This is a genomic window from Nocardia sp. GP40 (genome assembly GCF_050434125.1).
GTDB lineage: Bacteria > Actinomycetota > Actinomycetes > Mycobacteriales > Mycobacteriaceae > Nocardia > Nocardia albiluteola.
The window spans coordinates 206,611-221,951 of sequence record NZ_JBNPVW010000016.1; the positions used below are offsets into that span (position 1 = coordinate 206,611).

Sequence of the window (15,341 nt, forward strand, 5' to 3'; positions counted from 1 at the left end):
CTGAACCGCAAGCGGCCGGTTGGTATTCCGGGATCCGCGTCTACACTTCGACAGTCTCGCATGGTGATTCGGATTGTGCAGTGTCCGTGCCCCAATTTCTGGGGTGGCAACCGCCCGCGCGTGGGTGTGCGAGGGCTCCGCTGCGGGTGCGCGCCCGGCGGAACCGCTCCGCCGGTGCCCGCACACCGCTACAAACACGAGCGGGCGCGGCCATCACGCTGGCCGCGCCCGCCCGGGCCTGTCTGCGCTGGATTACGGTCGACCGGTTGCGGCGGCCTGGACCGAGTTGAGGAACTCCTGACCGCCCATGGCGGTTCCACCGGCGATGGCGCCGAGCAGAGCGCCAACGGGTCCGGTGATGATACTGAAGATGCCGAAGCCGAGGAGGCCACCGAGGAATCCGCCGAGGCCGGCGCCGATGACCACACCGACAATATTCTTGTTGATTTCGGCGAACAGGTTGTTTATTGCGTTGATGTCCTTGACCTGGGAGATCTCCTGCGGCGAGACCGTCGGTATCAGGGTCAGGCTACGACCGTCCGCGCTGATCTGCTGAGCGACCGTGAACACGTGCCCGGCCAGCTCCGGCCGCAGCGACACGTGATCGAGCTGCTGGCCGCTGTTGGATTCCAGCGCCACGGACGAACCGTTCGGCGCGAGGACGAAATGGCCATCGGAAACCGTGGTGGTGATCGCCCGGGTAACCGGGGAAACCACGGTGTGGTACTGGATTCCGTTTTCAACGCCGCTGGTCGCATCGTTGTGCGCCGCGGCCGGCTGCTATGCCGGGGCCGCGTCGGCGGTTCCGGCGGTAATTCCCACGGCGGCAATGGCCATGAAAACGGTGGCGGTGATCTTTCCGAACTTCATGCTGATGAATTTCCCTCCCTGACCACCGATGCGCCTGGGACTCCCCGCATTTCGGCTCCCCCCGTGCGATCGTTCGTCAGCTCATGCGAATCGAACGGATTCATTCCTAGTGGACGGCTCGACCGGACGCAAATGGTGTGACCAGGCTCACATGAAATTCAATTCGATTGCGCAGCTGTTGATTACAAAGTATCCGCGCGAGCGGTAGCTGAGTTGTTGCGTGCTGCTATATGGCGACATTTTCCGCGACCCGTCCGGTGTTCGTCGAAGTGTGGGTGGTGCGTCGCGGTGGATTCTCCTGGTGAAATCTGTTTATTTCAAAGATATTTGGGGTAAATGTGCGGTTGCTGCTGGTGGGAAGGTTGCTGTCCCTGTCGTCCGGCGGTGTTTCCTGGGGATTTTATCGGATTTCAGGCGCTGGTCGCGTGCCGGTCCGGACAGAAGCTATCGCCGGTAATGGATGCTGACCGGCTGTGTCCCAAGGAGATTGCCGGACGACGCCGCGGTGCGGACTGCCGCCTCGGCCCGATGCCGCATTACCGATGCGCGGCGGCCGGGCCCCTCGAAATCCATCCGAGGGGCCGTGCGCGTCGTTACAGCGCGCCGAAGAACGCTCGGATATCGCCGACGAGCAGATCCGGGACCTCCATTGCGGGGAAGTGCCCGCCGGCGGCGAACTCGGACCAGTGCACGATGTTGTGCGTCTTCTCCGCGAAGCGGCGGATCGCGAAATCGGCGGTGGTGAACACCGCGACGCCGGTCGCCACCGTGCCGCGCGGCTGGGGCGTGAACATTGTGGCGTCGTGGAAGCGTTCGTAGTAGAAGTTGGCGACGCTGCGCGCGGTATCGGTGAACCAGTAGATGCTGACGGTGGCCAGCATCCGATCCCGATCGATGGCCTTGTCGGGCAGGTCGTGGCCGCGATCGGTCCATTCCTTGAATTTCTCTACGATCCATCCCAATTGACCGGCGGGCGAATCGGCGAGCAACTGCGCCAGCGTATTCGGGCGCGAACCGGCCAGCTGCATATAGGCCGACCCGTCGTCCTGGAACTGCTTCATCTCGCCCAGGCGCCGGCGCTCGGTCTCGGTCAGCGCCGCCATGTCGGCCGGATCGCCGGTGGGGAAGGTCACCAGCGCGTTCGCGTGCACACCCAGCACGTGCTCGCCGGCGATCCGGCCCAGCTTCGGGCCGAGGAACGCACCGTGATCGCCGCCGTGCACGCCGTACCGCGCATAGCCCAGGCGGTCCATGAGCTCGGCCAGCGCCGCGGCCATCCGGCCGTCGTTCCAGCCGGACTCGGTGATCGGACCGGAGAATCCGTGTCCGGGGAGGGAGGGGATGACCAGGTGGAACGCGGGCAATTCGGGATCGGGAGCGGTCAGGGGGCCGATCATGTCGAGGAAGTCGGCCACGGTGCCGGGCCAGCCGTGCAGCAGGAGCAGGGGCGTGGCGCCGGGCCGGGCGGAGCGGATATGCAGGAAGTGCACGTTCTGGCCGTCGATGACGGTGGTGAACTGCGGGTACTCGTTGATCCTGGATTCGATAGCGCGCCAATCGAATGTCTCGGACCAGTACCCGGCCAGTTCGCGCAGGTAGCTCGTGGGCACGCCGCGCTCCCAGCCGGCGCCGGGCAGCTCGTCGATCCAGCGGGTGCGGGCCAGCCGCTCGTGCAGATCGTCCAGGTCGGCCTGCGGGATGCTGATGCGGAAGGGGGTGATGTCGTTGTCGCTCATGAGAAAGACATTTCCGGTAAAGAGGGGGCCGGCGAATCACGAGAACTCGTTATTTCCGGCGTTCCCGCAGGTGGTTCCGGTAAAGGCGCGGCATCCGGCAGTATCTACGGGGTGAGGTTTCCCGTGAGTGACGTGCTCGTCGGCCGGGCCGGCGAGCTGACGACCCTGCTGGAGGCGGTGACCGACGAGCGCACCAGCACCGTGCTGATCGGCGGTGACGCCGGGATCGGCAAGTCGAGGCTGGTCGGGGAGTTCACCAGCCGGTTGGGCGGCACCGTGCTGGTGCTGGCCGGACGGTGTCCCGAATTCGGCAGCGACTCGGTGCCGTTCGCGCCGTTCCTGGGCGTGGTGCGAGATCTGGTGCGCGGCATCGGGATCGACGAGCTCGTCGCGCTGCTGCCCCCGGGGCCCGCGCTGGCGCACTGGCATCCGGCGCTGGCCGCCCGCGCCGGTACGCCCGCGGCTGAATCCGATCGGGTCCGGCTGTTCGGCGAGATCCTCACCGTACTGGAACTCACCGCCCTGGTCCGGCCCGTCGTCGTGGTGCTGGAGGATCTGCACTGGGCCGACCGCGCGAGCCTGGACCTGCTGTCGTTCCTGATCACCAATCTGGCCGAGGCCGGGGTGCTGCTGGTGGGAACGCATCGCCCCGCGGAGTCCGGGCGGTTGCGTGAGCTCCTGGCCGAGCTCGGCCGCAATCCCGCTGTGCGGCAGCTTCTTCCACAGCCCCTGACCCGATACGAGGTCGGCCGGCAGCTCGCCGCGCTGCTGGGCGCGGAAGCCGATACGGAGCTGATCTCCCGGGTCTTCGAACGCAGCCAGGGCAACCCGCTGTTCGTCGAGGCGCTGAGCGGGTCGCGGGGCCGCATTCCGGACGGGCTGACCGAGTTGCTGCTGGGGTTCACCTCCGGGCTGCGGCCCGCTTCGCTGGCCGCGCTGCGGGGGGCCGCCGTGATCGGATCTCCTGTTCATCATGAATTGCTGTCCACGGCAGTCGAATTGGATTCGACGGAGCTGGACGATGCCGTGCGGGAACTGATTGCGCGCCGTCTGCTCGAAACCGCGGGCAGCGCATACGAGTTCCGGCATGTGCTGATCCGGCAGGCCGTCTACGAGGATGTGCTGCCGGCGGAACGGGCCCGGCTGCATGCCGTGCTGGCCGCGGCGCTGCGGGCGCGCCCGGAGCTGCTGCCCGCCGACCGCCGCGACAGCGAGCTGGCGCTGCACGCCCTGTGCGCGGGCGATCTGCCGTGCGCGCTGGCTGCTTCGTGGCGGGCCGCGACGGCGGCCACGAGTGCGGATGTGCGCATGCGCGAGCTCGAACGGGTGCTCGAGCTGTGGGACCGGGTGCCGGCCGAGGTGCTGCCCGATACGACGAAATCGACCGTGCTGGAACAGCTCGTGCGCGCGTGTGCCGACTCCGGCGCGATCGAACGGGGTATCGCGGTCGCCGATACCGCACTCGCACAGGTCGATTCGATCGATCCGCTGCATTCCGCGCGCATGCACTATCGACGGGCCTGTCTGCGCGGTTCGACCGGGGCCGGGCCGGGGGCGGACCTGAATCACGCGCTGCGCCTGCTGCCGTCCGATCCGCCGGGCCTAGAGCGCGGCGAGGTGCTGGCCGAGCTCGCGCTGAACCGGGTCTTCGACGGTGATCCGGTGGGGGCAGCGGCGGCGGCCCGGGAATCGCTGGCGGTGGCGCAGCGATTCGGCTCCCTGGCGCTCGCCGCGCGCGCCCACGCCTACCTCGGACTTGCCGAGGCCGACGACTCGAGCGCCGCGATGGAGTCCTTTGCCCGGGCGCGGGCGGCCGCCCGGGAGGCCGGGGATCCGCGGATGCTGCTCGATGTCGCGGTGTGGGAGTCCTCGGCGCTGGTGGCTGCCGGCGGGTACGAGACCGCGGTGGAGGTCGTCCAGCAGGGTCTGCGCACGGCTCACGAGACATTTCGATTCGCCGAATCCGCGCCGATCCTGCTGGTCAAATATGCGCAAGCACTGCACGCGCTGGGGCGCTGGCCCGACGTGCTGGTGCTGGCGCAGGAGGCGCGCTTCGCCGCGATGCCGCCGCTGAGCCGGGCCGCGCTGCAGTTGTGCCACGCGAAAATCGCTCTGGCCCAGGGTGATTCCGCCGAGGCGGGTAAACTCACCGCCGAATCCGCCGGCCTGCTCGGCGAGGGCGAGTGGGCCCGCCCCTACCGCCTGCAACTGCGCGAACTGGAATGCCTGCTGGCTCTCGAACACTCCGAATCATCCACCGCAACGGCCATTCTCGCCGACCTGTTCGCCACGAACGCCCCCGCCCTGCGCGCGCACCCACACGACGCCTGGCCGTTACTGGCCCTGGCCGCCCGCCTCCCCGATCACCTGCCGGGCCTCGATGAATTGACCAGCACGCTCACGCATGCCTCCCCGGTCGACGCCGCTTACCGAGCAACCCTCCGTGCGCGCCTCGGCGTGGTCGACGCCCCTGCCGAAGAGGTCGCGCGCGATCAGTACGAGCCCGCGCGCGACCGGGGTGAGCGCCGGCCCGGCGCGGTCGAGGTCGCGGGTGATAGCGGACAGGTTGTGCGTGATCGGGGTAAGTGTGGGCGTGGCCCGGGCGAGGCCGCGGGTACCCCTGGGAGGGTCGTGCCCGACCACGTGGATACCGAGCGCGCCGGGGATGGGTCGGTGCATCCCGTCGACGAGGCGTTGGGAGTATGGGGTGGGGCGGTGCGCGCCTGGCGTGCGCTGGGGCGGCCGTACGAATTGGCGCAGTCGCTGGTGGAGGCGGCGAGTGTTGTTCTGGTGCAGGGGGATCGGGGTGTGGCGAGTTCGGCGCTGCGAGAGGCGCGGGCGATTTCCGGGCGGCTCGGTGCCGGACCGCTGACCGCCGCGATCGATCAGGTCGCCGCGCGGGCCCGGCTGGTTCTCTCCGAGAGCGTTGCCGCCGAACGTGATTGGAGCGAACCTCCCGCCCGGACCTTCGGCCTGACCCGTCGTGAGCTCGATGTGCTGGGCTTGATCGCCCGCGGCCTGAGCAACCGGGGTATCGGCGCCGAACTGTTCATCAGCGCCAATACCGCGGGTGTGCACGTCTCCCGCATCCTCACCAAGCTCGGTGTGGCATCCCGCACCGAGGCCGCCGCCTTCGCGCACGAGCACGGCCTGCTCACCTCGGGAAACCCGTGATGTGCAGGCCGTTCCGGTCGCCTCGGGCACGGCATCGGCGACACCGCTGGGATGCCGTGCCCGGCAGGGCAATTCGCTACATGCTGGCCGCGTCGATAACGAAGCGGTAGCGCACGTCACTGGCCAGCACGCGCTCGTAGGCGGCATCGATCCCGTCGGCCGAGATGACCTCGATCTCCGCGCCGATGCCGTGTTCGGCGCAGAAGTTCAGCATCTCCTGGGTCTGCGCGATGCCGCCGATCATCGATCCGGCCAGCGAGCGCCGTTGCGTGGCGATCGTGAACGGTTGCACCGCAAGGGGTTTGTCGGGCAGACCGAGGATCACCAGGGAGCCGTCCAGGCGCAGCAGCCGCATGTAGTCGTCCATGGGCAGGTTGGCCGAGACGGTGTTGATGATCAGGTCGAAGGTGCCGCGCAGATCCTTGAAGGTCTGCTTGTCGCTGGTGGCGTAGTAGTGCTGCGCGCCCAGGCGCAGCCCGTCCTCCCGCTTGCTCAGCGAATGGCTCAGCACGGTCACCTCGGCACCCAGGGCCGCGGCGATCTTCACCCCGATGTGCCCGAGCCCGCCCATGCCGATGATCGCGACGCGCTTGCCGGGTCCGGCGTTCCAGTGCCGCAGCGGGGAGAACAGCGTGATGCCCGCGCACAGCAGCGGCGCGGCGACGTCCAGTCCGATGCCCTCGGGGATCGACAGCACGAAGTTCTCGGTCACGACGACCTGGGTGGAGTATCCGCCGAGGGTGACGCCCCCCGGCTGGATCTCCTCGGACAACGCGGAGTTGTAGGTCCAGGTGACGCCGCCGGTGCAGTACGACTCCTCACCGGCCAGGCACGCCTCGCAACTGCCGCACGAGTCGACCATGCAGCCGACGCCGACCCGGTCTCCGACCTTGTGCCTGGTCACCTCGGGCCCGACCGCGGCGACGAGGCCCGCGATCTCGTGACCCGGCACGCACGGATACTGGGTGCCGCGCCATTCGTTTCGTGCGGTGTGGATGTCGGAGTCGCAGATGCCCGCCTATTTGACGTCGATGAGCACATCGTGCGGGCCGAGTTCACGGCGCTCGATCGTCGTCTCGAAGCCGCCGTCGGGGGCGGAGATGGAATAGGCCGCAGCAGTGGTCATGGATATCTGCCTACTCTCGCATCGTTTGCTTTGCAAAGGTACTCGGAGCGCACTTCAACTCGCCGGTCCGATGTGTCCGGAGCCTTCTCAATGGTGTCAGATGCTGGACCGATGGCGATTCTGTTGGCACTGGTGTCGATGTGTTCGACGCTGGTGGGCGGGTTCATGGCGGTGCGCATCGGCGACCGCAGGCACGCCATCCTCGGACTCGCGGCGGGGGTGATGCTCGGGGTGGTTCCGTTCGATCTGCTGCCCGAGGCGCTGGAACAGTCGTCGTGGGAGGTGGCCGGAATCCCGGTCGCGCTGGTGGCCGGGGCGATCGGTTTCCTGACCATCCACGTCATCGAGCGCGCGGTCGCCATCCATACCGGGCACGAGGACGAATACGGCCCGCACACACACGGTTTCGAATCGGTGGGCGTCGTCGCGGCGGGCGGGCTGATCTTCCACAGCACCCTGGACGGCGTCGGTATCGGGGTCAGTTTCCAAGCCGGGTCCGGCGTCGGCATCGCGGTGGCGATCGCGGTGATCTGCCACGATTTCGCCGACGGTTTCAACACCTTCACCATCAGCACCCTGTACGGCAATGCCCGGCGGCGCGCGCTGCTGCTGCTCGTCCTGGACGCCCTCGCGCCGGTCGCAGGCGCGATCATCGGCACGCTGATTCGCGTGCCCCCCGAGGCGACGGGCCTGTATCTGGGCTACTTCGCGGGGTTCCTGCTGTACCTGGCGACCTCCGACATCCTGCCGGAGGCGCACGCCGGGCATCCCTCTCGCCTGACCCTGCTCTGCACGGTCGCGGGCAGTGCGTTCATGTTCGGGATCGCGGTCCTGAACCACGAGGGCTGACGGAAGTGCTCGCACCATCGTCAACGATCTCGTGCGCAGCTCGTCGACACGATTCACGCGTTGATACGCCCGAATTTTGGTACACATGAAGTGCAATCGCCGACGCCCGCGGGCGGCGCAGGAGGCGGGAGTGCTCATGGACGACAAGAGGCTCAGTACGTCCGACACCGGGTGCGGCACGCCCAACACCGGGCTTGGCACGCCCAACCCGGGCCTCGGTGCGTCCAGCGCAGGGCTTGGCACGTCCGACTCCGGGCTCGGTGCGTCCTACACGGGGCTCGGTGCATCCGGCACAGGACTCGATGCGCCCGGCACCGGGCAGTATCCGGAAGATCGGCCCGACACCACCAGCGCAAGCCGCGTCGGCCCGATCGCCCGTACCGGCGCCGGGTTGCTGGCCGTCCTGGTCGTGGTGGTCGTGATCCTGGGAATCCAGGGCGGGCTGCCGCGCTGGGTGTCCGGTTCCGGCGATGCGCTCGATATACCGCCCCCACCCCCGCCGCTGAATCCGGTCCTGGTCGCCAAGACCGTGGAGCCCGAGCTGGTGAACATCACCGTCACGATCGAGCCCTCCGGGCTGGGCGCGGCGGGCTCGGGCATCGTGCTCACCGGCGGCGGACAGGTGCTGACCAGCCATCACGTGGTCAAGGGTGCGGACGTGATCACCGTCGGCGACATCGGCACCGGGGCACAGTTCCCAGCCACCGTGCTGGGCTACGACTCCGCCGCCGATATCGCGTTGCTGTCGCTGACCGCCGCCGCCGGCCTACCGACCGCGCGGATCGGCGACTCGTCGGCGCTGCGGCCGGGCGATGAGATCATGGCCATCGGAAATGCCGGGGGCACCGGACAGCCCACCGCCACCCCGGGAACCGTGACCTCGCTGAACACCGCGATCGTGGCCCGCGATGCCGCGGATCTGAGTACCAAGACGCTGACCGGAATGCTGGAGGTGCGCGCGCCGGTGCAGGCGGGCCAGTCCGGCGGGGCGCTGGCCGACCGGTCCGGCGACGTCGTCGGCGTGGTCACCGCCGCCTCGGGAGAGCTCAGCAGAACGCTCGGGGACGCCAGCGGCTATGCCGTCCCGATCAATACGGCAATGGACATCGTGCGCCAAATCCGTTCCGGCACATCGACGGACGCCGTGCACATCGGGCCCACCGCGACGCTGGGCGTGCTCACCTCGGACGCGAGCACCGGCGGCGCCCGCATCGACGTGAGCGTCTACGGCATGCCCGCCTTCGCGGCCGGACTTCTTGCGGGCGAAGTGATCACCGCCGTCGACGGTCGCCCGATCTCCTCGACCCAATCCCTGAAGGCCGCCTTGAACATCCGCAAGCCCGACGACATGATCACCCTGAGCCTCAGTGATCCCGACGGTTCCAAGCGTCAGGTCGCCGTTGTCCTCGCCTCCGGGCCGCCCAACTGACACCGTGCGCGACGGATCGAATACACCTTCTCTGCAAGCGCTTTCGAGGCGATGATCGAGATTTCGTTCGGCATCCGCGGCCCGAAGATCGTCCGGCGGGAGTGCACTTCCGACGCCCCGAACGGCGAATGCCCCGCTCGGCCAGGAGATCTGGCGGAACGGGGCATCCTCGATGCGAGACTACTCAGACCAGGCTCATCCAGTACGTCTGGAAGCGCAGGAACACCATCACCAGCACGATCGCGTAGAACACGACCACCAGCGTCCAGCGCCACTCCACCAGAATGCGCACGAACCCGCGCGCATTACCCCAGATCTGATCGGTGACCACGGCCAGCAGAATCGGCGTGAACACCCACACCACCATGCAGTACGGGCACAGCGCGCCGATCCGGTACAGCGTCTGGAAGATCAGCCAGCAGATGAACACGATGCCCAGCACCAGCCCGAGCCACAGCCCGCCCCAGAACCACTTCGGCAGCGCGATCCCGGCCACGGCCAGCACCGCGATGGTCACCGCCACCGAGAAGCCGACCACGCCGATGATCGGATTGGGGAATCCGAAGACGCGGGCCTGGTGGGTGGCCATCACCGAACCGCAGGCGATGATCGGGTTCAGGTTGCAGGACGGCTTGTAGGCCGGATTCATCAGCAGCTTGAAATCCTCGACGGTCAGGATGACCGCGGAGATCCAACCCGCGAGGCTGCCGACGAGCAGCGTCCACGCGGAACGAGCGGGCGCGGCGATCACTTTGCGGCGGCCTCGATCGTGGCCTTGATCCCACCGGGGTTGAACAGGGTCGCGCGGTCGTTCGAGTCGACCTGCTTACCGTTCACGAAGACCGTCGGCGTGGCGTGGATGCCGCTGTTGATGACCTCCTGCGTGGTCTTCTGCACGAAACCGTCGTACTTGTCGGAGGTGATGCACTGGGCGACCGAGGGGTCGGTGTATCCGGCGGCCGTCGTGATCTGGATGATCTTGCCGTCCGGCAGGCCGGTGGTGCCCTCCTGCGGCTGCTGCTGGTACATCGAGGCGACCCAGTTCTGGAACTTCGAGGGATCGGCGGTGGCCACGCAGTAGGCGGCATTGGCAGCGCGCGAGGAGTAGCGGGCGCCCATCGAGGACTCGTCCAGGAAGGCGATCAGGTTGTACTCGACCGCGGCGGTGCCGTTGTTCACCTCGTCCTCGAGGGTCTGGCCGTTGGCGGCCTCGAAGCCCTGGCAGACCGGGCACTGCAGGTCGGCGACCACGCGCACGGTCACCTTGGCGTCGGGCTTGCCGATGCGGATCGACCCGTTGCTGGTGATCGAGCCGGCTACGCCGCCCGGGCCGGTGGGCGCGGTCGCGGCGATCGTGGGGCGCGCATTGGCGTCGCTGGTCTTCTTCGAGTGCTTGACCGCGATGCTGATCCCGATGGCGGCGATGAGCGCGAGAAGCACCACGGCGACACCCACCTGGATGAGGATTGTGCGGGTGCGATCGGTACCCTTCACTGCCGCCAGCGAGTTCTTTCCACGCGGGTTGTTGCTCACCTTGGAAACCACGCCTTTCATGTAGTCCGACACCCGTGCCGCCCCGATCGTACGGGCAGACGCCGGAATCCGGGTGTCCGGACCACATGATCGCGGGTGAACCTGAGATCTGCTCGAGAAGATCAGCTCTCGTCGAGGCGGCGGCGCTGTTCGGCCACATCGAACTGGGCCGTGGGCCAATCCAGCTGCAGGCTGTTCAGGGCGTCGATCAGCAGTTCGGTGACCGCGAGCCGCGCGAACCACTTCCGGTCGGCCGGTATGACATACCAGGGCGCGTGCTCGGTGGTGGTGCGGTCCAGCATCGCCTGATATGCGTCCTGGTAGGCGGGCCAGAAGGCGCGCTCGTCGATGTCGGCGGGATTGAACTTCCAGTGTTTGTCGGGTCGGTCGAGCCGCTCGGCCAGGCGCTTGCGCTGCTCGTCCAGCGAGACGAACATTGCCACCTTGATCACGATGGTGCCCGCCTCGGCGAGTTCGCGCTCGAACCGGTTGATCTCGTCGTAGCGCTTGCCCCACACGTCCGGCGGCACCAGGTCGTGAACCCGCACCACCAGCACATCCTCGTAGTGCGAGCGATCGAACACGCCGAGCTGACCGCCGCGCGGCAGTTGCCGCCGGATCCGCCACAGATAGTGATGCTTGCGTTCCTCGGCGCTGGGCACCCCGAACGCCGCATGGTCGACGCCCTGCGGATCGACCGAGCCGATCACGTGCCGCACGATCCCGCCCTTGCCCGCGGTGTCCATCCCCTGCAGCACGAGCAGAATGTTGCGCGGATCGCCGGAGCGGCCGTTCGCGTAAAGCTTTTCCTGCAGCCGTGACAGCTCCGCGCGGCGCTGCTCGAGCAGCAGCTCCCCGGCCTTCTTGTCGCCGCGGAATCCGGGGGTGGCGTTCGTGTCGAGGCCCGCGACCTTCACGCCCTCGGCGTGCAGCGCGGTGGTGACCGGAACCGACCAGAGGGAATTGGGCATACCGCAGTATGACTCGCGGTTCAGATCAGTCCGGCCAGGCGCATCAGGTGATCCGCGAACGCGTCGTCGTCGACCGGGGTCAGGACGAGCTGGTCGGCGGTGGTGAGCAGGTAGCGTCCGTCGCCCGCGACGTCGAGCCAGGTGCGGTGGCGGGTCGGCGGCGTGGCCGGGTTGTTCGGGGCGGTCGTCACCGTGACGATGCCGCGGGAGTCGACCGGGGCGCGCAGCGCGCGCTGGAACCGGGCCGCGCTGTCCGGTGGGCTGCGGTGGCCGGGCTCGTCCCGATCGGCGGTCGGTTCCTGGTCGAGCACCGCGTCGGTCGCCTCGCGCATCGCGCCGCGCCGTCCGGCGGGCGCCGAACCGATGACCTCGACCAGTCGCTCGCCGACCGCCTGCGCATGGCAGAGCTGCACCGCCATCGACTCGGCGCGCGCGACCAGGATCACGCCGTGCTGCTGCGCGACCGCGGCGAAGGCGAGGATGAGTTCGTCCTCACCCCGCTCGCCCGAGACGGTGAGCGTGGTGGCGTCGGGGCGTGCGCACAGCATCAGCGCGGCGGTCAGATCGGGATCGGTGTTGATGCGCTGCGGCCGTCGCGCGTCGGTGTCGCTTGGTCGCAGCCCATTTATGGGGTAAGGACGATAGTCCAATCCGGTTTCTGTGGCCCAGACGTGCACGAATTCGTCCGGGGTCAACACCCATTGCACTAGGCGCGGCCCCCGTGCCGGGGCGGGATCGCGTGAGTTGTAATGCCTGCCTCGCTTCGCTCCGGCTGTCTGTGCGAAATGCTACCCAAGAGCTGGTACACGCGTGTTTTGGACGGATGACCGAGAGGTTTCCTCTGTTGCGGGTGCCTCAGGAGGGGCCGGGCGGGTGGCGCTCACGTACTGCCGCAGGCCGTGGACCTGCTCTTGGATGCTCATGCCCGCGCGACCTCGATGGTGATGTCCGCGCCGCGCAGCCGCTCGGTGAGGGCATCGCCCATCGCGGCGGCCGGGGTGAGGATGCCCGCGAGGTCCGGTAGATCGTCGAATGCCAGGCACAGTCCCGCCTGTCCCAGCATGACCAAGGTTGCCTGATAGCCCGGGTCCCCCTGCCCGGCGAAGGTGCAGACGTACTTCGCGCCGGAGGTGGTGGCCGCGAACGTCCTCATCGTGAACCATCCACTGCGCCGGGCGCTTTCGCTCGGACCGGTGCCCGGCTTGGGCAGCATCCGATCCAGCAGCCGCCGCCCCACCGCGACGCGCGAGAGCAGCGCGCCGGTGACCATGGTGGCCGCGATGCCGCCCGCCATGCCGGCGGCGATCAGCGGTGCGGCAGGCGATTTCCCTGCGTTCATCACCTCGCGATACCGGAAGTTCTTGCCGTACACCCAGCCCAGCAGCCCGTTGCTGCGGCGCACGATCTTGGTGTTGTGGCTGGCCATGATGAACGTCGTGACCCAGCCCTCGAGGCTGGCGTCGATGGTCGAGGCCCGCTGCAGCGCCTGATCGGTCTGGCGCCCCACGTCCGGGTCCATCGACTTGTCCGGGCTCAGCGAATACGGGTGGGCCAGGATCGAGGCCTTGGACGAGTCGGCGGCGATCGCCTCCATCATCGCCCGGCCGGAATCGATGGTGCCCCCGCTCGCGCCGCCCTTGAGATACGCCACGAGGGTGGTGTCGGTGAGCTCGCCGGCGTTGTCCTCGACGCTGCGGCGGTACAGCTGATACACGCTCAGATCCGACGGAATCGAGTCGTAGCCACAGGAATTCACGATCTTCGCCCCGGTACGCACCGCGTCGTCCTGGAACCGGTCGATGCAGTCGCGGATGAACAGCGGCTCGCCGGTCAGATCCGCGTAATGGGTGCCCGCCGCGGCGCAGGCCCGCACCAGCGGCACGCCGTAGCGCAGGTACGGCCCGACAGTCGTGACGACGACCCGGGTGCGCGCGGCCATGGCATCCAGCGCCGCTTGATCGGACGAATCCGCCACCAGCACAGGCCAATCCACGCCGAGTTCGTCGCGCACCGCCGCCAGCTTCGCCTCCGACCGTCCCGCCAGCGCGATCCGCGCGCCCTCGGGGGCCGCGCCCCGCAGATACTGCGCGGTCAGCACGCCGACGAAACCCGTCGCGCCGAACAGCACAAGATCGAACTCCCGGTCCGTCGTGTCCTTCGCCATCTGATGCTTCCTATCCCGTGAACCGAATCACGCTTTGCTACGCCGTTTTCCGGATTTCTTGCGTGCGCCCGCGGTGGTCGGTCGCGGCGCGGGACGTTGAGCCAGCCAGGCCTGGTGGGCCTTGCCCAATTCGGTGACCGGCGCATCCCCGTAGATCCATTCGCGTGCGATGCGATGCCAGTTGTTGGTGGACTCGAGCTGCCCGAGCACCCCGAAGGTCATGAAATCCGCACGGCGGGAGAACAGGTGCTCCGGCGGCAGCGACTGCTGCTTCATGCCTGCGTATTCGGTGGCGCGCGGGTCGATCGCCAATACCGCTGCGCCGCTTGCCAATTCGGGGGTTATCGTCAATTCCTCGTCCAGCAGCGCCCATTCGATCGCGGACAGGCAGTACTCGAGGCATTCCTCGGCGGACACCTCCTCGGGCGAGTCGATGATGCCGCGGTCGATCATCAACTGGCGCAGATCGTCCGCGCGGTCCTCAGCCGCGGCCCGGATGCAGGTGAGCTCGAACCGCACATCGTCCGAGCTCATCCGGTTGTAGAGCCCGAAGTCCAGGAACGCCACCCGCCCGTCCTCGCCGAGCAGGATGTTGCCCGGATGCGGGTCGCCGCAGAACTCGCCGAAGTTGTAGAGCGAACCCACGTAGAAGCGATAGATGATCTCCCCGACCCGGTTGCGCTCGGCGGCGGGCAGTTCGCGGATCTGGGTGAAGCTGCGGCCGGGGAAGTACTCCGAGACCAGCACCCGGGTGCTCGACAGCTCGGGCATGCTGGCCGGGACGACGATGAACGGATGGTCGGCGTAGAGGTCGGCGATCTGGCGCTGGGTGGCGGCCTCGGTGACGTAGTCGAGCTCGCTCTCCAGGTGCAGCCGCAGCTCGTCCAGTACCGCCGGGGTCACCCACGGCATCGCGGTCGCCAGGATCCGGCGGAACATCGCCAGATTCTTCAGATCCGCGCGCACCGCCGCGTCGATGCCCGGGTACTGCACCTTCACCGCGACCGCGCGGCCGTCGTGCAGCCGCGCCCGGTACACCTGGCCGATGGAGGCCGCGGCGATCGGCTCGGGCTCGAATTCGGCGAACAGCTCGGCCGCCGGGCGGCCGAAATCCTGCTCGACGACCTCGCGCATGGTCTCGAAGGACACCTGGGGTGCGCTGTCGCGCAGGACCGCCAGCCGGTGCTGGAAGCGTTCGCGATGCGCGGGCGGCACGATGTCCAGATCCAGCACCGACAGGATCTGGCCCAGCTTCATCGCTACGCCCTTCATGGTGCCCAGCACCATGACCATCTGCTCGGTGGCGCGGATCGTCGATTCCTCGGCCATCCGGGCGCGCACCTCCTCGGAGCGGCCGCGCATCGAGCGCCGAGTCTTCTGGGCGCGCAGGACATTTCCCGCGACGACGGCACCGAGCTTGGTCCCCCGGGCGAGCCGTGATGTCGGCAGCTCCTTGGCCATGAAATACCTCCATTGGTGCCGACATGCG

The 15,341-nt window shown here is 68.0% G+C and carries 12 protein-coding genes and 1 pseudogene; 4 read left to right on the forward strand and 9 right to left on the reverse strand.

Features of this window, described 5'->3' with window-relative positions; genetic code table 11:
* Positions 1–252 precede the first annotated feature (252 nt).
* Positions 253–639, reverse strand: coding sequence for a hypothetical protein (locus ABH933_RS37055; RefSeq protein WP_429455224.1), 387 nt, complete (start codon positions 637–639; stop codon positions 253–255).
* On the opposite strand from ABH933_RS37055, the gene ABH933_RS37060 reads away from it, so the two are divergent.
* Positions 623–892 carry a hypothetical protein gene (locus tag ABH933_RS37060; protein ID WP_429455226.1) on the forward strand — a complete coding sequence of 90 codons (270 nt, stop codon included), beginning with the start codon at positions 623–625 and terminating at the stop codon, positions 890–892. The two genes, ABH933_RS37055 and ABH933_RS37060, sit on opposite strands and share 17 nt — an antisense overlap.
* A gap of 571 nt (positions 893–1,463) precedes the next feature.
* Here ABH933_RS37060 and ABH933_RS37065 read toward each other — a convergent pair.
* Positions 1,464–2,606 (reverse strand): epoxide hydrolase family protein, encoded by a 1,143-nt coding sequence (locus ABH933_RS37065; protein ID WP_429424681.1) that lies wholly within the window; start codon positions 2,604–2,606, stop codon positions 1,464–1,466.
* 123 nt (positions 2,607–2,729) lie between these two features.
* On the opposite strand from ABH933_RS37065, the gene ABH933_RS37070 reads away from it, so the two are divergent.
* Positions 2,730–5,780: a helix-turn-helix transcriptional regulator gene (locus ABH933_RS37070; RefSeq protein WP_429424683.1), complete on the forward strand. Its 3,051-nt coding sequence runs from the start codon at positions 2,730–2,732 to the stop codon at positions 5,778–5,780.
* Between the two features lie 76 nt (positions 5,781–5,856).
* On the opposite strand, the pseudogene ABH933_RS37075 reads toward ABH933_RS37070, so the two are convergent.
* Positions 5,857–6,906: pseudogene (locus ABH933_RS37075) on the reverse strand (NAD(P)-dependent alcohol dehydrogenase).
* A gap of 111 nt (positions 6,907–7,017) precedes the next feature.
* On the opposite strand from ABH933_RS37075, the gene ABH933_RS37080 reads away from it, so the two are divergent.
* Both ABH933_RS37080 and ABH933_RS37085 read left to right on the forward strand, forming a co-directional pair.
* A complete protein-coding gene (locus ABH933_RS37080) occupies positions 7,018–7,755 on the forward strand; it encodes a ZIP family metal transporter (protein ID WP_429424685.1) in 738 nt (245 codons plus the stop codon).
* A gap of 136 nt (positions 7,756–7,891) precedes the next feature.
* A complete protein-coding gene (locus tag ABH933_RS37085) occupies positions 7,892–9,184 on the forward strand; it encodes a S1C family serine protease (RefSeq protein WP_429424687.1) in 1,293 nt (430 codons plus the stop codon).
* A gap of 184 nt (positions 9,185–9,368) precedes the next feature.
* On the opposite strand, the gene ABH933_RS37090 is transcribed toward ABH933_RS37085, so the two are convergent.
* From ABH933_RS37090 to ABH933_RS37115, 6 genes are all read right to left on the reverse strand, one after another.
* On the reverse strand, positions 9,369–9,935 hold the full coding sequence (locus ABH933_RS37090) for a vitamin K epoxide reductase family protein (protein WP_429424689.1): 567 nt from the start codon (positions 9,933–9,935) through the stop codon (positions 9,369–9,371).
* Positions 9,932–10,738: a DsbA family protein gene (locus tag ABH933_RS37095; RefSeq protein ID WP_429455228.1), complete on the reverse strand. Its 807-nt coding sequence runs from the start codon at positions 10,736–10,738 to the stop codon at positions 9,932–9,934. Before ABH933_RS37095 ends, ABH933_RS37090 begins: the two co-directional genes overlap by 4 nt.
* 101 nt (positions 10,739–10,839) lie before the next feature.
* The gene (locus tag ABH933_RS37100; RefSeq protein WP_429424692.1) at positions 10,840–11,688 is read right to left on the reverse strand and encodes a polyphosphate kinase 2 family protein; all 849 of its coding nucleotides are present in this window, start codon (positions 11,686–11,688) and stop codon (positions 10,840–10,842) included.
* A gap of 20 nt (positions 11,689–11,708) precedes the next feature.
* Positions 11,709–12,386: an ESX secretion-associated protein EspG gene (locus tag ABH933_RS37105; RefSeq protein ID WP_429424694.1), complete on the reverse strand. Its 678-nt coding sequence runs from the start codon at positions 12,384–12,386 to the stop codon at positions 11,709–11,711.
* Between the two features lie 221 nt (positions 12,387–12,607).
* Positions 12,608–13,852, reverse strand: a complete 1,245-nt coding sequence (locus tag ABH933_RS37110) for a saccharopine dehydrogenase family protein (RefSeq protein ID WP_429424696.1) — start codon at positions 13,850–13,852, stop codon at positions 12,608–12,610.
* A gap of 27 nt (positions 13,853–13,879) precedes the next feature.
* On the reverse strand, positions 13,880–15,313 hold the full coding sequence (locus ABH933_RS37115; RefSeq protein ID WP_429424698.1) for an ABC1 kinase family protein: 1,434 nt from the start codon (positions 15,311–15,313) through the stop codon (positions 13,880–13,882).
* Between the last annotated feature and the right edge of the window lie 28 nt (positions 15,314–15,341).